21 protein-coding genes and 1 pseudogene are annotated in these 19,274 nt (G+C 24.7%); 8 read left to right on the top strand and 14 right to left on the bottom strand.

All coding sequences use genetic code 4. From position 1 onward, the window contains the following. The first annotated feature begins 47 nt into the window (after positions 1 to 47). The 3 genes from AACK86_RS06850 (at position 48) to AACK86_RS01450 (ending at position 1,523) form a co-directional block, all read left to right on the top strand. Positions 48 to 500 carry a transposase family protein gene (locus AACK86_RS06850; RefSeq protein WP_422398263.1) on the top strand — a complete coding sequence of 151 codons (453 nt, stop codon included), beginning with the start codon at positions 48 to 50 and terminating at the stop codon, positions 498 to 500. After that, positions 485 to 877 carry a transposase gene (locus tag AACK86_RS06845; RefSeq protein ID WP_422398318.1) on the top strand — a complete coding sequence of 131 codons (393 nt, stop codon included), beginning with the start codon at positions 485 to 487 and terminating at the stop codon, positions 875 to 877. Before AACK86_RS06850 ends, AACK86_RS06845 begins: the two co-directional genes overlap by 16 nt. Positions 878 to 1,169: 292 nt before the next feature. Next, a complete protein-coding gene (locus tag AACK86_RS01450; RefSeq protein ID WP_338982185.1) occupies positions 1,170 to 1,523 on the top strand; it encodes an FtsX-like permease family protein in 354 nt (117 codons plus the stop codon). A gap of 31 nt (positions 1,524 to 1,554) precedes the next feature. On the opposite strand, the gene AACK86_RS01445 is transcribed toward AACK86_RS01450, so the two are convergent. The 7 genes from AACK86_RS01445 to AACK86_RS01415 form a co-directional block, all read right to left on the bottom strand. Further along, positions 1,555 to 4,602: a DNA polymerase III subunit alpha gene (locus AACK86_RS01445; RefSeq protein WP_338982184.1), complete on the bottom strand. Its 3,048-nt coding sequence runs from the start codon at positions 4,600 to 4,602 to the stop codon at positions 1,555 to 1,557. Continuing rightward, positions 4,603 to 5,775, bottom strand: a complete 1,173-nt coding sequence (gene thiI / locus AACK86_RS01440; RefSeq protein WP_338982183.1) for a tRNA uracil 4-sulfurtransferase ThiI — start codon at positions 5,773 to 5,775, stop codon at positions 4,603 to 4,605. A gap of 22 nt (positions 5,776 to 5,797) precedes the next feature. Then, positions 5,798 to 7,528 carry a septation ring formation regulator EzrA gene (locus AACK86_RS01435; protein ID WP_338982182.1) on the bottom strand — a complete coding sequence of 577 codons (1,731 nt, stop codon included), beginning with the start codon at positions 7,526 to 7,528 and terminating at the stop codon, positions 5,798 to 5,800. 83 nt (positions 7,529 to 7,611) lie between these two features. Then, entirely contained in the window at positions 7,612 to 9,306 is a 1,695-nt protein-coding gene (locus AACK86_RS01430) for an ABC transporter permease (RefSeq protein WP_338982181.1), read from the bottom strand. Positions 9,307 to 9,320: 14 nt separating this feature from the next. Further along, complete coding sequence (locus AACK86_RS01425; protein WP_338982180.1) at positions 9,321 to 10,232, bottom strand: ABC transporter ATP-binding protein; 912 nt, start codon at positions 10,230 to 10,232, stop codon at positions 9,321 to 9,323. A 157-nt stretch (positions 10,233 to 10,389) separates the two neighbouring features. Then, positions 10,390 to 11,532, bottom strand: coding sequence for a DEAD/DEAH box helicase (locus AACK86_RS01420; RefSeq protein WP_338982179.1), 1,143 nt, complete (start codon positions 11,530 to 11,532; stop codon positions 10,390 to 10,392). A gap of 364 nt (positions 11,533 to 11,896) precedes the next feature. Beyond that, the gene (locus AACK86_RS01415; protein ID WP_422398206.1) at positions 11,897 to 12,037 is read right to left on the bottom strand and encodes a hypothetical protein; all 141 of its coding nucleotides are present in this window, start codon (positions 12,035 to 12,037) and stop codon (positions 11,897 to 11,899) included. Between the two features lie 85 nt (positions 12,038 to 12,122). Between AACK86_RS01415 and AACK86_RS06840 the strand changes: the two genes are divergently transcribed. Together AACK86_RS06840 and AACK86_RS06835 are read left to right on the top strand one after the other, a co-directional pair. Then, positions 12,123 to 12,314 (top strand): hypothetical protein, encoded by a 192-nt coding sequence (locus AACK86_RS06840; RefSeq protein ID WP_422398205.1) that lies wholly within the window; start codon positions 12,123 to 12,125, stop codon positions 12,312 to 12,314. 245 nt (positions 12,315 to 12,559) lie between these two features. Further along, on the top strand, positions 12,560 to 12,952 hold the full coding sequence (locus tag AACK86_RS06835) for a transposase family protein (protein WP_422398306.1): 393 nt from the start codon (positions 12,560 to 12,562) through the stop codon (positions 12,950 to 12,952). A gap of 153 nt (positions 12,953 to 13,105) precedes the next feature. Here AACK86_RS06835 and AACK86_RS01405 read toward each other — a convergent pair whose 3' ends face one another. Both AACK86_RS01405 and AACK86_RS01400 read right to left on the bottom strand, forming a co-directional pair. Continuing rightward, positions 13,106 to 13,879: a rolling circle replication-associated protein gene (locus AACK86_RS01405; RefSeq protein ID WP_338982178.1), complete on the bottom strand. Its 774-nt coding sequence runs from the start codon at positions 13,877 to 13,879 to the stop codon at positions 13,106 to 13,108. Positions 13,880 to 14,011: 132 nt separating this feature from the next. After that, positions 14,012 to 14,311, bottom strand: coding sequence for a hypothetical protein (locus AACK86_RS01400; RefSeq protein WP_338982177.1), 300 nt, complete (start codon positions 14,309 to 14,311; stop codon positions 14,012 to 14,014). Between the two features lie 302 nt (positions 14,312 to 14,613). On the opposite strand from AACK86_RS01400, the gene AACK86_RS06830 reads away from it, so the two are divergent. From AACK86_RS06830 to rpsD, 3 genes are all read left to right on the top strand, one after another. After that, the gene (locus AACK86_RS06830; RefSeq protein ID WP_422398262.1) at positions 14,614 to 14,937 is read left to right on the top strand and encodes a helix-turn-helix domain-containing protein; all 324 of its coding nucleotides are present in this window, start codon (positions 14,614 to 14,616) and stop codon (positions 14,935 to 14,937) included. Positions 14,938 to 15,049: 112 nt separating this feature from the next. Further along, positions 15,050 to 15,442, top strand: a complete 393-nt coding sequence (locus AACK86_RS06825) for a transposase (protein WP_422398317.1) — start codon at positions 15,050 to 15,052, stop codon at positions 15,440 to 15,442. Positions 15,443 to 15,919: 477 nt separating this feature from the next. Then, positions 15,920 to 16,534: a 30S ribosomal protein S4 gene (gene rpsD / locus AACK86_RS01390; protein WP_338982176.1), complete on the top strand. Its 615-nt coding sequence runs from the start codon at positions 15,920 to 15,922 to the stop codon at positions 16,532 to 16,534. Positions 16,535 to 16,610: 76 nt separating this feature from the next. Here the strand turns inward: rpsD and AACK86_RS01385 are convergent, their stop codons facing one another. From AACK86_RS01385 to AACK86_RS01370, 5 genes and pseudogenes are all read right to left on the bottom strand, one after another. Beyond that, complete coding sequence (locus AACK86_RS01385) at positions 16,611 to 17,516, bottom strand: ankyrin repeat domain-containing protein (RefSeq protein ID WP_338982175.1); 906 nt, start codon at positions 17,514 to 17,516, stop codon at positions 16,611 to 16,613. A 15-nt stretch (positions 17,517 to 17,531) separates the two neighbouring features. Then, a pseudogene (locus AACK86_RS06820) lies at positions 17,532 to 17,642 on the bottom strand (hypothetical protein); the annotation flags it as partial. Positions 17,643 to 17,696: 54 nt separating this feature from the next. Next, complete coding sequence (locus AACK86_RS01380; RefSeq protein WP_338982174.1) at positions 17,697 to 18,413, bottom strand: ankyrin repeat domain-containing protein; 717 nt, start codon at positions 18,411 to 18,413, stop codon at positions 17,697 to 17,699. Beyond that, positions 18,388 to 18,774 (bottom strand): hypothetical protein, encoded by a 387-nt coding sequence (locus AACK86_RS01375; RefSeq protein ID WP_338982173.1) that lies wholly within the window; start codon positions 18,772 to 18,774, stop codon positions 18,388 to 18,390. The genes AACK86_RS01380 and AACK86_RS01375 overlap by 26 nt, the downstream gene beginning before the upstream one ends. A 94-nt stretch (positions 18,775 to 18,868) precedes the next feature. Next, positions 18,869 to 19,126: a hypothetical protein gene (locus AACK86_RS01370; RefSeq protein WP_338982172.1), complete on the bottom strand. Its 258-nt coding sequence runs from the start codon at positions 19,124 to 19,126 to the stop codon at positions 18,869 to 18,871. Positions 19,127 to 19,274: the final 148 nt, after the last annotated feature.

The following is a 19,274-nucleotide window of genomic DNA, read 5'->3' as shown; positions in this document are numbered from 1 at the left end:
TTTATTAAAATATTCTTATAAAATATAATTTATGAGGATATCAAAATATGAACAATAATAAATTTAATACTCTTAATGATAAAGAATGGTTAAGAATAACAGGAATAAAAAAATCCACTTTTAATAAAATGTTAGATATTTTACAAGTAGCTGAAATAGAAAAATTTAAAAAAGGTGGTAAAACTAATAAATTATCACTAGAAAATAGATTATTGATGACTTTATCATATTGACGAGAATATCAGACTTATTTTCATCTTGGTAAAAATTTCGGAATTAGTGAAGCTAATTATTATCGCAATATCAAGTGAATTGAAGATATTTTAATTAAAAACTCTGATTTTCAACAACTTGCTGGTAAAAAAGCACTAATAAATGATTATTTTAATGATAAAACTATTATTATTGATGCTACCGAAACTCCAATCCAACGCCCAAAAAAAGACAAAAACAATCTTATTCTGGTAAAAAGAAAAAACACACCATTAAAACACAAGTAATTATCGAACAAGAAACCAGAAAAATTATTGCAACAAGTTTTTCACTTGGGAAAAAACATGATTATGCTTTATTTAAAGAATCAAAAATCCCAATTTTAAAAAATACGAAATTAATAGTTGATAGTGGTTATCAAGGAATACAAAAAATTCACAATAATGTTCTAATACCTACAAAGAAAACAATGAAAAACCATTTAAATAAAACACAAAAACAACATAATAGACTAGTTTCAAAAATGAGAATTATTATTGAAAATATTTTTGCTATTCTTAAAAAATTTAAAATTATGACAGAAAAATATCGTAATCGTAGAAAAAGATTTGGTTTAAGATTTAATTTAATTGCCTCAATTTATAATTTGCAATTATTAATTTAACATAAAAGATTTATTTAAAATTAAAGAATTTAAATAATAAATTCGTTTTTTGTTGTGGCAAAATATTAATTTTTTAGATAAAAGACATAATTAATTAAAATTATATTTTTCTATTACTGTCTTTTTACAAATATTTGTAATTTTTTTAATAGGTTATGCAAGAAGTCTAATATTGCTGACGGATGAGCATATACAAATGCTGTTGACAACTATGATTTATTATCAACTAAACAAGAGTTAATTAAAAAAATCGCTACTGTTGCTGCTAATATGATTGCCATATTTATTACTAATGCCATTATTATTGCAATTATTATCATTAGATCAATTTTCAAAAATGATGGCAATATTACAAATTCAAGGTTACAAATATCGAATAATTAATAACTTAATTCTGACAATGTTTGTTCCTTCCGTGTTGATTGGTTTTATTGGTGGTGTACTACTAGCTTGAACAACAGCAAGTATCTTTATTTATATCTTACAAAATTTCTTTCTTTTAATAATTCCCTTTTCCTTAGTTTGATGAGTAATTTTAGTTAGTTTTGTTATTATTATAGTTATTTATTCATCAACATATATTATGACTACTTATCATTTAAAAAAACTTAATGTTCTGGAATTAGTAAAAAACAGTGATGAATAAAAAAATCTTATCTCATTTAGATAAGATTTTTTTAAATACTTATTACTTTTAAAGTTCGTAAAACTAAATGAATTTTATCATTATACTTTTCAACAGTAGCATTAATTAAGACAATAGTATTTTCTTTAAGTTGTTCTTGATATTGCATATATATATTACTAAAAACTGTCACATCACTTGTCCCATAATCATCACTTACTGTTAAAAAACACATATACTGACCATCTTTAGTTTTAATTTGTTTAATCCGATTAATAAAAACCAATACTTTAACTTTTCAATTAATCAATTTATCTAGATTTTGCAATTTAATAATTTCTTTTTCTAATTGCAATTGCTTTTTAATTAATAATAAAGGATGAGTTTGTAAATAGAAACCAAAATATTTTAACTCATCTTGAGCTTTTTCTAACAAATTATCTGGTTCTTGTTTTAAACTAGGTATTGCTAGCAAATCATAATTTAGGGTGATATTATCATTCCTTGTTACCTGAATTAATTGTGCATAGCGAAAAGCTAGTGTCATATTTAATTTCATCGTTTTTCGTGAGATTTTAAATTCATCTAAAGCTCCCGCAGCAATTAATGCTTCTAATATGCTTATATTTAAACCTTTAAGCACCATTCTAGCCACAAAGGAGAAATAATCAGTATATTGTCCATTAGTTTCTCTTTCAACATATATTGCTTCATAAATTGCCATTCCCACTTGCTTAATTATCGTTAATGGCACTCTAATCATATGATTCTCAATAATAAAATTTTCTGTTGAAAAATTAACTGACGGTGGCAATATTTTTAGATGATATCTTTGACATTCTTTAAGATACTGTTCAACTTTATTAGCACTAGCAATCACACTAGTTAATAACGCACACATAAATTGTAATGCATAATTAACTTTCAAATAAGCCATTCAATAACCTAATAATGAATATGACACCGCATGACTCCGATTAAACCCATAACTAGCAAACTGATTAATATCATCATAAATTTGCTTAACAGTTTTTTCATCATAACCATTAGCAACACCTGAAGCAATAAATTCTTTACTTAATAAAGTCATCTCATTCTGATTTTTTTTACTAATTGCTCTTCTTAAAATATCAGCTTTTGCTAACGAAAAATTAGCAATTTTTTGGGCAATTAAAATAATTTGTTCTTGATAAACAATAATTCCATAAGTTGTTTTTAATATTGGTTCTAAATCAGGATGTAAATACCAAACCGCTTCTTGCTTTAATCTTCTTTTAATATATGTCTTAACATGTTCTTGCGGACCAGGACGAAATAATGAACTTGTAACAACAATATCTTCTAAACTTTTGGGTTGCATGGTTATTAAAATTTGTTGCATTCCTTTAGACTCTAACTGAAAAATCCCCGCCGTATATCCTTCACTTAATAATTGATATGTTTTACTATCATTTAAGGGTATTTTATCTAAACTAATCATCATTGATAAATTTTTATTAATTATATTAAGAATTTGCTTTAAAATTGTTAAATTTCTTAAACCTAAAAGATCCATTTTTAGTAATCCTAATGATTCTAAATGATTCATTGAATATTGCGTTAAATAGATATTATTATAACCTTTTTGAATTGGAACAATTTGCATTATTGGTAATTGTGATAAAACAACACCAGCCGCATGCGTTCCAAATTGTCGAGGTAAACCAATAATTTTTTTTGCTAATAAAAATAACTGTGGATATTGTGTCATATATACTTGTAAAATTTCAATTTTACTAACAGCTAATGATAAATCTAAATTTAAATCTAATGGCACGGCTTTACTGATTTTATCAATAATATCTAAAGGAATATTTAATACTCTTCCCATATCTTTAAGAGCAATTTTACAAGTAATGGTTTGAAAAGTAATAATTTGGGCGACATTATTTTTACCATATTTTTTAACTAAATATTTTATTACTTCTTCGCGCCGATCATCTTGAAAATCAATATCAATATCTGGCATTGATATTCTTTGCGGATTTAAAAATCTTTCAAAAATTAAATCATATTTTATTGGGTCAACAGTAGAAATTTGTAATAAAAATGCTACCAAACTACCTGCAACAGACCCTCTTCCCGGACCAACCATAATATTTTGCTCACGAGCATATTTAACATAATCATAAACAATAAGAAAATAATTAGCAAAACCCATTTCACAAATAATTGATAATTCATAAGATAATCGTTGTTGATAACGATAATCATTATTAATTTCCTTATTATTTTGTAATTGTTGTAAACATAAGTTTTGCAAATATTCATTGCTATTCACACCAATTGGTATCGGATATTGTAACATATTTTCTTTAATATTAAATTGTAATTGTAAATTAACATTATTAATTAACTGTTCCAAATTAGTTATTAATATTTGTTCATATTCACAATAAATATCAAATGATAATAAATAATGATAATTACTAAAATCATTAATGTTAGTTTCTGATAACGCTTTTTGTTCCTTAATAGCTTCAATTAACTGTAATGTTTGATTATCATCTGGTTGTAAATATTTCACTAAATTACAAGGAACAACTAATTGTTGCTTATCAATTCAATATTGAATATTACTAAAATTATCCTGATTAATTCCCATATATGTGCGAGCCTTTTTTTGAATTCTTGTTAAATATTCCGCTTGCATTGTTAAAGACATTGCTAAAGTATTTTGTGGTTTAAAAATAACAATAATCTCATTTAAATGTTCTAATAATTGTTCACAACTAATTGTTGAATTATTAGAAATAGCAATTATTGAAGAAATAAGACAAAGTTGTTCATAACCTTGCTGATTTTTAGCAATAACAATTAATTCTAATTTCAAATTACGAGCAACATCTAACACATCAATATCAATACCAATAATTGGTTTAATATTATATTTTTGACATTGTTCATAAAATCGTATTGCCCCAAACATTGTATTCTTATCAGTTAATGCTAAAACCGAAAGATTATTTTTAATTGCAAACTTAAAATAATCTTTTAACTTTAACGGTGAACTTAATAGTGAATACTCACTATGAACATTTAAATTAATAATTATTTTCACCTACTTTTTTTCAAGAAAATTAATTTCTTGTTTTATATTATTATTTTCAACTGTTAATGCTAAAATCTCTTCTCATAAAATGCTTTGTTCTTGTTTCTTAGCAATAGCAATTATTGGTTTAATTACTGGATTTTGAGGAACAAATAATGAACAACAATCTATAAAAGGAATAATTGATGTTTCATAAGTATTAATATTTTTAGCAATATTAATAATTTCATTTTTATCATAAGTAATTAATGGTCGCAAAATTACCATATCACTAACATCAGCAATAACTGATAAACTTTCAATTGTTTGTGATGCTACTTGTCCTAAAGAATCACCAGTTGCTAAAATTTTAATACGCAATTTTCTTCCTAAATAATTAGCAATGCGCATAAACATTCGGCGCATAATTGTAATCTGATACGATGGTTGTAAACTACTAAAATTGCATATATATAATTTTGAAGCAACATTACCGCCATAAACTCCTAAGGTTTTAACTAAATTAATAACTTTTTGTAATGATTCATTTTTAGTATATGGTGGAGTTATAAAATGTAAATAATGAACTTCCAATCCGCGTTTCATTAATAAATAAGCACTAACTGGTGAATCAATCCCACCACTCATAAGTAATAATACTTTTCCAGCAATACCAACAGGATAACCTTTTAATCCCGTAATTTTATTTAACATAATAAAAGCATTATCAATTTGAATTTCTAAATATATCGTTAATTGTGGATTTATTAAATCAACTTGACAATCTTTTTTATAATCTAAAATTAATCCAGCAATAACATTAATTATTTCTAACGAAGTACAATGAAATTTTTTATCAATCCGATTAACATCTAATTTAAATGATTTAAATTCTAAATTGCTAATCAATATCAAAATTTCCTTCTGAATAACATTTAAATCTTTAATAACTTGTTTAGAAAAAGAAAACGAAGTAATTCCAAAAGTATTTCTAATAATATTAGTAATTTGTTCAATTTCAATAAGATTAGTTTGATGTTCATTTAAATAAATCAACATCCGACTATGTGTTGCAACAATATTTAAATATTTAAATGCGATTAACTTAGCTTTTAAATTTTTTTCTAACTGATTAATAAATAAATACCGATTCTTACCTTTAGTTGATAATTCACCATAGCGAATTAAAATAGTATCATTCATTTTTAATTATTCCTACTCTCTATTACCTTTTTTGCAATCTTTTATGTAATCGTTGTTCATACGAATACTCTAATGCTTGTAATACTAACTGTAATGCATCTTCATAATTAGCACTGTTATAAATTAGTTGTGCACTTTTAATTTTATTATTAACACTATCATCAATAGCACAAAATTTATAACCATAGACAATTGCTCGTTGAATTAGTTGATCAATGATGGCAATATTTTTGATTTTACTATGTAATTTATAAATATTATCTTTTAATAAATATAACTTGCGTAATAACCGCTTTTGTTTTTGTAAATCATCACTAATACTAATTAATTCTTTAAGTTCCGAAAATGAGTTATAAACATCACTAATCCGGTCTTTGAAAGTATAAGCAATTTTTTGATAAGTAATTTTATTTAGCTTAGCATTTAATTGCATTAATAGGATTCCTAAATGTGAAAGTAACTGTTTTAATTGCTTTTCTTCTTCAGTTTTTTGCGTTATTAATTTGTATACTTGTTCTAAATAAACTTGAGTTTTTAAAGCATTTTCTAAAATTTTTACCTGTAATTTAACCAATTGATGATAAGCATTAGTTTTTGTTTGATTCATAATCACAATTAATTCATTCATTTGGGAACTTAAATTCTTAACTAATTTTTGACTATTATTAATTATTTCTTTTTCCATTGGCAAAAATAAATAAATAGTTTCAATTTGTAGTAATTCTTTTTTTAAATTTTCAAAACTATTTTCAATTAATTCAACTATTTTAATGGTTGGCTCATAGTAAGTTGAAAAAATTGTTTTTAAATCTTTTTCTTTCTGTGATTGATAATTAAAATTAGCTAGCAAAACGAGAATTTTTTCAACTCTGACTTGTCCCTTTTTATATTGTAAATTATCTAACAATTTTTTAACTTGTTGAACTTGAAGATTAACATCATCAAATAAATTCACAAACTGCTCTTGCAAAATAATATCATTGCCTTTATTCATATATAAAGTAGTCATTTGTTTTAATTGCTTGGGAATAACTTTATGTACAATCGTTAATAACTTCGGAATCTTATCTAAAATTTCTGTAAAGGAAATTAAACCAACAGCAATCTTATCAAGAATTTGATATGACTTCAAAAATACTCCTTTAGTTAATTCAATTTCAAAGTTATATAACATATTTTGTAAAACATTAACTAAATAATCTAATTTTTCAGGATTTATTGCCACATGAATTTGTAATTTAGTAGCATTATTAACTAACTGATTAAAAAAACTTTTATATAATGATGCCTGCTCGCGTTGAGTTAATTCAATTTTAAGAGCATTTTCATAATCTAATAATAAGTCGCGTGATTTTTTATTTAACTTATTAATTTTTGCTAATAATTGTTTTAACTTATATAAACTAAATTTCTTAATATCTTGCTGATCTTGTTTTAAAATTATTAATAATTCATTTATTAATGCTAATAGTTCTTGACTATGCTTTTCATAAAGAAAAGTTCAATATGGTAAAATTGTTTCAAATTCATGATGATAACTAGCAATTTCTGATAACCGATATAATCTTTGACGCAGTGGCAATAATTTAATTATTTCTAAACAATTAATGATTTTACCTTCTAAAAATTTTCTTTGATGCAAAATAAATAATAATATTTGTCATATGATAAGAGAAAATATTAACAGAAAAATTAAACCGGTTATTAATCAATGATATCAATTTCATTCTTTTAAACTAATAAATAATCTCATTATTTACAATCCTCGCATCTGCATTTCAGTTTTAATTATAACATAAATTTTATTACATAAAATGAAGCAACCCTATTGAAAACCTAAACAATATCTCGGCGTTTAATAACTAAAACTGAACTGATATTTAATAGCATTGCAAATATCCCATAACCAATAGCTACTGCTGTTGAATTTAAAATGTGATTAATCTTTTGAACTTCAATCCGTCCTTTATTATTTGTTATAATTTCAAAATCACGATATGAATTTAAATAATTTTTTTGTTTATCAAAATCAATATATGAATTACCTGTGGGGCTAAAAAAGAAATCATTAAATCCTAAAAATGTTGTTCACATTTGATTTCAATGTTCAAAAAGATTAAGAAAACTAATAATCCGATATGTCTTCATTAATGATTGATAATCATCCCAATTTTTATTTATTGATAATGATTGATTAGTTAATAATTTCAAATGACGAACTTTCACTAAAATATTATTATCTAATTCTTGAATTGCAAAATATACCTTATTACTAAACAAATCATTATATTTTTCAGATAATTTTTCATCAAATTCATAATTATAATTCTCTCTAAAAACAGTAAATGGCCCTCAATCAGACAGTTTTTTGCCGTTAACTTCAATATATGTTTTACTAGTAGTTGCATTATTTTTGTCAATATCTAATTCCATTAACGAAACATTTTTATCTTTAGTTAGTTCAACAACTTGTGGTGATAAATCATTATTAATAAGTTGTATTAGTTCATATTGATATTCATTACTAGCATCTAATTGTTCTAATGTTTTAAAATATGTTTTAAATTGAATATGCAATTCAACATCTTTATTCTTTACGTCCTTTGTAAGTTCTCCTGTTCATCGTGTAACACTACCCTTAGCAGTAAATGTCTTAATTTCATCAGTATATAAATCAAATTTTTTATACATTGCTCTTCTTTTATCATCAAGTTCTGTTAATCTTGCTGTAAGTTGTTCATATTCATATTCATTATAAAAATTAAAAATCTCGGTTACTAATTTAAAGTAGCGAATTTTAATATTAGTTTGGTTATTTTCAGGTTTTTTAACAGCATCATTAAATAAGATTATTTCTTTAATACTACTAATATCAAAACTGTCGGTACCAATATTAACTGTTTGTTTATTACTAATTTCTTTAATTAAAGAATATGGTAACCCACCTAATAAAAACATACTGCTAAAAACAACTAATATTAAAAAAACAATATTTGATGAAAATATTAAAGCTGTTAATATTGAACCTGCTAACACAACAAAACTAAGAAATAATGAGAAAAGCATTAATTTTGTTATCATATTTAAAAGGAAAATAAACTGGGCATGTTTATTACTAATAGCACTAATAACATAACCTAATAAAATAGTTATTCCTAAATTAATCGCAATAAATAAAAAAACTACAAATAATAAACTTAAATATTTAGAAAATAGTATTTTAAATCGTGAATAAGGTTTAGAAATTAATAACAAAAATGTTCCATCAGTTATTTCTTCACTAATAATTCGAACTACATTTAAAACGATAAAAAGAAATAATAATAAATTTAAAAATACTAAAATAATATATTGAAAATTTACTAAAAAATTATCATTATCATCTCCTAATTGAATAAAAAGAACTATTGTTGTTATTATAAGACTTAACAAAGTAATAATTTCAATTACTAATGTTAACAAGGAAACTAATATTTTTCTTAAAGCAAAATTAAAAATCGGTAAAAAATTATTACTTGATAAAATTTTCATATTTTATTCCTTTCTTACAAATTAAATTTTTCATTGGTTAAAGTATTATAAAAGAAATCTAAATCAATCGTATATGGCTCAATCCGATAAATAATTAGATTATATTCAATGGCATAAAGAAATATCTTATTAATTTCTAACGAATTTTTTAATTTAAAGAAAAGATCATTGCTTTCTTCTCTAAAAAAATAGTCAATATCATTATCTTTAAAAAATATCACCATAGCTTCATTATCCTCACATTCAATAACAAATGAATTTGTTAATTGAAAACCACTAATTGGTCCACTATATAATAAATTACCCCGATAAATAATTGAACATTCATCAATAACATCCTTAACTTCATTTAATAAATGAGTTGAAAAAAAGACTGTTTTACCTTGATTAACTAGTGTTCTTAAATAACCTAAAATTTGTTTTCTTGTTGTTGTATCTAAATTTGCTTCTGGTTCATCTAAAATTAAAATATCCGGATTATGAATAATTCCCTGAATTACCATCACTTTCTTTTTCATACCGCTAGAAAAATCATTCATATTTTTATTACGAAATTCTCAAATATTAAACTCTTCCATTAATGATTGTAATCTTTGTTTAATCTGATTATTTTTTAAACCATTCATTTTAGCTAGTGATTTTAAAAACCGATAAGTTGTAATATTACGAGGAAATTTAGTAAACTCAGGAACATACCCAATAGTTTGTTTTGCTAACGGTTTTTTAGCATCTTGACCATTGATATAAATTTTACCGCCATCATAATTAATACCCCCAATTAATGATTTAATCGTAACTGTTTTCCCACTACCACTAGCACCAATAATCGCATGCATCTTGCCACTACTAACTTTAAGTGAAATATCATTAAGCTTAAAATTATGATATTTTTTTATTAATCGTTCAATAATAATTGAAAATTTCATCCGTTTCTCCTTGTTTATAAAAAGTATTTAACTTTGCTAATAATTTTAATGAATTTTGATAATTTTTGCAAATTTAATATTTAATTCTAGTTTATTCAATAGTAAAAAACATCATTAGTTAAAATGATGTTCTTATGTAATATTCTTAAATTCAGTATTAAGTATTGTAAGGATTAATCTTAATGTTTAAAGTTTGTTCTAATCTTTTAATATCAATTAATTCTTTTTTATTATTTACTAATGTAATTGCAATTCCGGTTTCACCAGCGCGTCCTGTTCTTCCAATACGATGCACATAACTTTCTTGTTCATGAGGTAAATCATAATTAAAAATATAATCAATCCCATCAACATCAATTCCCCGTGCTGCTACATCAGTAGCAATTAACACTTGAACTTTATTAGTTCTAAAAGCATTCATTGCTTTATTTCTTTCACTTTGTCGCTTATCACCATTAATAACAGCTGACTTGATGCCATTTTCTCATAATATTTTAGAAATTCTTTCAGTATATGCTTTTGTATTAGAAAAAACAATACTTAAATTTGGTTGAATTTTCAAAAATAAATCCACTAACGCACGATCTTTACTTGTATTTCTTGTATTAATAAAATATTGCTTAATATTATTTAATTCAGCAGCATTTCTTTTAATACTTATTTGAACCGGACTATTTTGATAGTTATTAGCAACTTCTAAAACAGCACGATTCATTGTTGCTGAAAACAATAATGTTTGATACTTTAATGTAATGCTAGTAAATATTTTATCAATATCTTGTTTGAATCCCATTTTTAACATTTCATCAGCTTCATCTAAAACTACAGTTTGAATATCATTCAATCTTAAAGTTCTGCGTTGAATATGATCAACAATTCTTCCCGGTGTCCCAACAACAATATTACTATTTTTTAAACTATAAATTTGTCTTCGTAAATCCGAACCACCAAATAATGCTGTCGCATTAACTCCTTCTAAATAAAAAGCATATTTTCTTACTTGATCTAAAACTTGTAATGCTAACTCTCTTGTTGGACAAACAATCATTGCTTGTACTCTTCGTAGTTTTGGATTTAAATTATTTAAGATTGGTAATACGAATGCAGCGGTTTTTCCTGTTCCTGTATGACTTTTTCCAATAATATCATAATTTTCTAATGCTAACGGAATTGTTTTCTTTTGAATTTCAGTAGGGTTAACATAACCCGCCTTTAAAATTGCTCGCTTTAAGTTATTATTTAAATTTAAGTCATCAAAACTTATATTATCTTCCTTTAAATTTAATTCATTAAAACTCATATTTTTTCCTCCTTGAATATAGTTGCATAAATAAATGGTGTTATGACATTTTTTTATTGTCAATTCATCACATATCAGCACCTATAAAGCAAGGGAATTGTAATGTACAGTATTTTATTTAACAACGTAATTATTATAAACTATTTTATCCAATACTACAACTAATATTATAAATTACCTTAAATAAACTTGTAATAGACTTCTTGCATAACCTATTAAAAAAATTACAAATATTTGTAAAAAGACAGTAATAGAAAAATATAATTTTAATTAATTATGTCTTTTATCTAAAAAATTAATATTTTGCCACAACAAAAAATGAATTTATTATTTAAATTCTTTAATTTTAAATAAATCTTTTATGTTAAATTAATAATTGCAAATTATAAATTGAGGCAATTAAATTAAATCTTAAACCAAATCTTTTTCTACGATTACGATATTTTTCTGTCATAATTTTAAATTTTTTAAGAATAGCAAAAATATTTTCAATAATAATTCTCATTTTTGAAACTAGTCTATTAGACTTTTTGCGATACCTTTTTTATTAAAATATTCTTATAAAATATAATTTATGAGGATATCAAAATATGAACAATAATAAATTTAATACTCTTAATGATAAAGAATGGTTAAGATTAACAGGAATAAAAAAATCCACTTTTAATAAAATGTTAGATATTTTACAAGTAGCTGAAATAGAAAAATTTAAAAAAGGTGGTAAAACTAATAAATTATCACTAGAAAATAGATTATTGATGACTTTATCATATTGACGATAATATCAGACTTATTTTCATCTTGGTAAAAATTTCGGAATTAGTGAAGCTAATTGTTATCGGAATATCAAGTGAATTGAAGATATTTTAATTAAAAACTCTGATTTTCAACAACTTGCTGGTAAAAAAGCACTAATAAATGATTATTTTAATGATAAAACTATTATTATTGATGCTACCGAAACTCCAATCCAACGCCCAAAAAAAGACAAAAACAATCTTATTCTGGTAAAAAGAAAAAACACACCATTAAAACACAAGTAATTATCGAACAAGAAACCAGAAAAATTATTGCAACAAGTTTTTCACTTGGGAAAAAACATGATTATGCTTTATTTAAAGAATCAAAAATCCCAATTTTAAAAAATACCAAATTAATAGTTGATAGTGGTTATCAAGGAATACAAAAAATTCACAATAATGTTCTAATACCTACAAAGAAAACAAAGAAAAACCATTTAAATAAAGCACAAAAACAACATAATAGACTAGTTTCAAAAATGAGAATTATTATTGAAAATATTTTTGCTATTCTTAAAAAATTTAAAATTATGACAGAAAAATATCGTAATCGTAGAAAAAGATTTGGTTTAAGATTTAATTTAATTGCCTCAATTTATAATTTGCAATTATTAATTTAACATAAAAGATTTATTTAAAATTAAAGAATTTAAATAATAAATTCGTTTTTTGTTGTGGCAAAATATTAATTTTTTAGATAAAAGACATAATTAATTAAAATTATATTTTTCTATTACTGTCTTTTTACAAATATTTGTAATTTTTTTAATAGGTTATGCAAGAAATCTAATATTTTTAAATTCATAGATTGCTCCGCACATTTTGGTTTTAAAGTTATTAACTGTTGATTTTAAGTATTTTACAAATTCAGAATTTACAGTTCGATTAACAATATTATTCAAAGTATCGGTAAATACTTGTTTTCTAGTAATGGGATTTTGACAGTTATATGAGAATTGATACGCCTTGATATTTAAGTCATACTGGTTTAATGACTTTTCGTTCAGGACATTTTTAGTTATATATTTAGAGCAATATTTTACAACCATTTCATTAGTGTTTTCAAGAACTCTAATATTTTTATTAATTCCATAAGGTCAAAATTGTAATATAATTTTATGTGGTATTTTTTTGGTGATTAAAATATGAAAATGAATAACGCCTCGTTTCTGATATTCATAGGTATACAAATACTTAATATTTTTATTTTTAACTTTAAATCAGTATTTTAATTTTTTAAAAAATTTATTTAAATCACGCTTACATTTTCTAATATCAAATTCATTAACATCAGCATAAGTAAGAGTTAAGAATGTAAGTTTTTTGCAGTCTCAAAAATTATGATATGCCTTCCTAATAACATTAGATTTTGCACGAATATTGCTATTAAGCAGTTTTGTATCACAATTACCCTTATTTTTTAAACCGCTAGCATTACGAATATTTGCTTTGATGTGTTCTAAAGGCATAACAATATTGCGAATATATTGACCGTAATAAATGGTTTTCATATAAAAATCAGTCGGATTTTGAAGTTGTAAATTCATATTTTATACTCCAGTTTTAGATTTTCGCCAGTTGTGTTATTTAATCAAGTAATAGTCGGCTTCGCCGACTAACCCGCTAGCGGGCGGGGCATACGCCTTCCGCACCGCTTCGCAGACCGAAGTGATTATCAATTAACTGGACAAGTTTTTTTGATTTTTTGATAATTCAATTTTTTGCAAGTTAACTATTTTGGGGGTTTTTTCAAAAGTTAATTCGCAACTAAAAAATGATTTAACGTTTTCTTTTAACAGTTTATAAATTTCTTGTTGTTCTAGATTGTTATCATCAATTCATAAAGCCTTTTGTTCGCCGGTAGACTCAAATAAGTCATTTTCATAACGCAAAAATTCGGCAGAATAACCTGACATCATAGAGCCATCTTTATTTTTAAATATTTTTCTTTTTATACTAACTAATTTAACTTTAAACATTATTATCTAAATTCCTTTTACTTTTATTTTTTAAAATTTTTTTAATATGATTAATAAATTTTTTCTCACAAGCAACATGCAAATATCGTTTATCACTAAATAGATGTAAACACCAGCGACATATTTTATAATTTATCTTTCCTTTCAAAATTTAAAAACCCTTTTCATCGCAAGAATTACAGATTCCAACTGTATTTTTATTACCAATGACATAGCTTTCGCTGTCGCATTCAATAGACTTCTTGCGATACCTTTTTTATTAAAATATTCTTATAAAATATAATTTATGAGGATATCAAAATATGAACAATAATAAATTTAATACGCTTAATGATAAAGAATGGTTAAGATTAACAGGAATAAAAAAATCCATTTTTAATAAAATGTTAGATATTTTACAAGTAGCTGAAATAGAAAAATTTAAAAAAGGTGGTAAAACTAATAAATTATCACTAGAAAATAGATTATTGATGACTTTATCATATTGACGAGAATATCAGACTTATTTTCATCTTGGTAAAAATTTCGGAATTAGTGAAGCTAATTGTTATCGGAATATCAAGTGAATTGAAGATATTTTAATTAAAAACTCTGATTTTCAACAACTTGCTGGTAAAAAGCACTAATAAATGATTATTTTAATGATAAAACTATTATTATTGATGCTACCGAAACTCCAATCCAACGCCCAAAAAAAGACAAAAACAATCTTATTCTGGTAAAAAGAAAAAACACACCATTAAAACACAAGTAATTATCGAACAAGAAACCAGAAAAATTATTGCAACAAGTTTTTCACTTGGGAAAAAACATGATTATGCTTTATTTAAAGAATCAAAAATCCCAATTTTAAAAAATACCAAATTAATAGTTGATAGTGGTTATCAAGGAATAAAAAAAATTCACAATAATGTTCTAATACCTACAAAGAAAACAAAGAAAAACCATTTAAATAAAGCACAAAAACAACATAATAGACTAGTTTCAAAAATGAGAATTATTATTGAAAATATTTTTGCTATTCTTAAAAAATTTAAAATTATGACAGAAAAATATCGTAATCGTAGAAAAAGATTTGGTTTAAGATTTAATTTAATTGCCTCAATTTATAATTTGCAATTATTAATTTAACATAAAAGATTTATTTAAAATTAAAGAATTTAAATAATAAATTCATTTTTTGTTGTGGCAAAATATTAATTTTTTAGATAAAAGACATAATTAATTAAAATTATATTTTTCTATTACTGTCTTTTTACAAATATTTGTAATTTTTTTAATAGGTTATGCAAGAAGTCTAATACAAAATATTACTGCCAAAAGAAAACACCCCCTAAAAGTTTGTAGAAAACAAAATCTTGTCATATGTATATGGTTTCTACATTACCTTAAATAAACTTGTATTGACATTTAAGAAAGTAATTTATATAATAATTAAAGACAATTAAATCACAGCTTTTAAACATAATTAAGTTACAAATAGATTGCTTAATCTTTTACTTTAAGTAGTCTTTGCTGCGATGGCGAATAGTAATCTATCTTAATTAGAGTTTAATTTAAACTCACTGATTTTATAATGTCAAATATATTGATAAGGGAGTTTTTATTATGTCAAGATATACAGGAGCTATTTTTAGAATTGCAAGAAGAGTTGGATTTTCAATTTTAGAAACTGGAAAAGAATTTGCTAAAGGAAAAAAACGCACAACTGCTCCGGGACAACACGGAACAAGAAGAAGAAAATTATCTAACTATGGTTTACAACAACAAGAAAAACAAAAAGTAAGATATATGTATGGTTTAAATGAAAAACAATTTCGAAATACATTTTTAAAAGCTAAAAAAATGAGTGGTGTTACGGGAACTAACTTTTTAATTTTATTAGAATCTCGTTTAGATAACATTGTTTATCGCTTAGGTTTAGCAAGAACAAGAAGTGCAGCCCGCCAATTAGTTAATCATAGTCATATATTAGTAAATAATAAGAAAGTTAATATCCCTTCTTATCGTGTATCAATTAATGATAAGATTACAATTAAAGAAAATTATAAGAACAATCCAAAAATCTTAGAAGCAATTGAATTAAATGCTGGAACATTGGAATTTGTTAGTTTTGATCGCAAAAAAATTGTTGGAACTTACCTTCGTTATCCTGAAAGAAATGAATTAAATTCGGAAATTAATGAATCTTTAATTGTTGAATGATATAACCGTATTATTTAATAATAAATTAAGTATAATTAAAGATAAGTAAAAAGACTTAGAGTGATAATCCTCTAAGTCTTTTTAATATTTAAAGCTATAAAAGAGCTTCTCTTTCTCTATCATTTCTTTCTCTATCTTCTAACATCTGCTTTATTAAATCATCATTCTTTTTTTCGTTTTGGTTTTGTTCTGACATTTCTTCATCTATAAAAGTATATTCTGATAAATTTGGTAAAGGACAACTTGGTTCTGACTGGATATTTATTTGAGTATTACTATTCTTTGTAACACCTGATGTTCCTGCCTCGTCTAAATCTCTTTGTGAAATTTCATTAACTTTAAATCTCTTAGAATTTCTACTATCTGTTGCCACTTTTATTTTTTGCTTGTAACTTCTTTTATGATTAAATAAAACTTCTTGTTGCTGCTGAATATTTTTTTCCACTGAACAGATATTAGCATCATTTTTATTAATATTCTTATTAGCTTGTTCTCACAGCAAATTTCTTATTTCAAAATTATTAAAATATTCTCCAAGTTCAAATGGTGTGGCTTCATTTAATCCTCTAATATTAATATTAGCGTTTGCTTCTAAGAGAATAGTAGTTGTTATGACATCACTATTATAAACTGCTCAATGTAACGGCGTAAGACCACAATAATCTTGAACATTAATATTAGCACGATTTTCTAGTACTATCTTCACCATTTTAAAATCTTTGCCCATACTTGCTAAGTGTAATGGCGTATCAAGATTATTATTTCTAATATTGATATCAGCCCGATTTCTTAATAAAAATGTTGCTGTTGTAATCGCACCAGTAATTATTGCAATATGCAATGGCGCTCCAATATTATTAATAACATTAACATTAGCCCCTTCACTAATTAATAATTGCATTGCTGAAATATTATTTACAAATGTTGCTTCATGAATTGGCATACTCCCCATCGTATTAGTAGTATTTACATTAACACCTTGTTGAATTAACATTTTCATAAATGTTAATCCGGCAAAATTGCGACTTGAGATATGTAACGGGGCATTATTATCACTAAATAGAATATCTGGATTAGCACCCCTTTCAATAAATAATTCTGCTAATTCAAAGTCATTTTCATTTATTGCTAAATGTAGAGGCGTATCACCACTAGAAGTAGAACAATTAATATCAGCGCCCTACTGAATAAATAACTTAATCATTCTTAAATCATCATCAAGTAAAGCTAAATAAATTGGTGATTGATTTTCAGAATCTAGTATTGTCACATCAGCAGCATTGGTTACTAATAAATGGACCGCATCATAATTAGCACAACCCACAGCAATATTAAGGGCTGTCTCTTCATTATCATTTTGGGCATTAATATCAGTAGCATATGCTAATAAGCACCGAGCTAATGGTAAAACATTAGTGCTCCACATTGCAAGATGAAGTGGGGTTTCACTATTTTCATTTTGTAAATTAGGATTTGCACCATTTTCTAGTAAAAGTTGTACTAATAAAAGATTATCGTGATGGAGAGCAAGATGAAGTGGCAGATCCTCTTCAGATTCTTCATCAGGTAAATTTGAGTCAGCACCAGCTTCTAATAATAAACTAGTTAATACTAAATTATTATTATCAACAGCATTATAAAGGGCTGTCAGATTGCCATTATCTTGAACATCAACATTGGCACCATTGGCAAGTAATAATTCAGTTAATCTAATATTATTAGTAAGCGTAGCTAGATGAAGCGATGTTTCATTATTGGGTGTCTGAAAATTAACATTACTACTATCACATTGTAACAATAACTGTGTTAGCGGGACATTACCTTCTAAGATAGCAAAATGCAGTGGAATATATCCGCCTTCAACATCATTATTAGCATTTTCTCATAATTTTGACATAATTAAAATGGCTTTGCTCTTGAATTGATAATTCTATTGGCATTATAGCAATTCCTAAAATATTACTAAGATTTTCACTAACAAAAATAATTTGTGAATTTCTTGTTTGCTGATCAATATTTTCTCAATTATTAAAACAATTTTGTTGAAAAATTCGTAATTGATCTTGTAAAAATGCTAAATTAGTCGCATCAGCATATCTTTCTTGCATATGTTGTAAAGTTAACGGATTACTCAGTTGCTCTTCAATTTGTTGTAATTGCATATTTCTATTAGTATTTAGTTCTAATATTTGACATAAAAATTGCGGAATTCTTACTATAAACCCATTTATTTGCATTAAAAATATCTCATTATTCATCCTTAAAACTTCCTATTCATTTAGCTAATTTTGAATTATTATTCACTTATTTTGTTATATTGGTTTTTGATGATTCTGCTCTTTCTTTTCGTTTTTATTGTTTTTGATTGCTATCTATTCCTGAAATACAAAGTTTTTCTTGCGAACTTCAATGACCAAAATCAATGAAATCAATCTTAGAATCTCGCTTATTTTTCTTATCATTAGCACCGATTGGCACTTCTTGATAAACAGGTTGCATTAACTTTAAATTATCTTCCTGTTTAGAAAATAATTCTTCTTTAACTTTATTTTGATGCGATATTAATGGCATTATGTATAAACGACTCCTTGTTCCATTCACTGTAAACATTCAGCTTTTGAATAAATTGATGAATTAAGAAAACTCACATTTTTACTAGCAATGTAATCAGAGGTTTTACTTAAAAATTTAACTATTTGTTCAAACTCAGGTTCAAAAGATTTTTTTCAAGCATCAGTTAATAAAATTTAATAACTTT

The organism is Spiroplasma endosymbiont of Eupeodes luniger (assembly GCF_964019525.1).
In the GTDB taxonomy this organism is placed as follows: Bacteria; Bacillota_I; Bacilli_A; order Mycoplasmatales; family Nriv7; genus Nriv7.
This window is presented reverse-complemented; position numbering and strand designations above follow the sequence as displayed.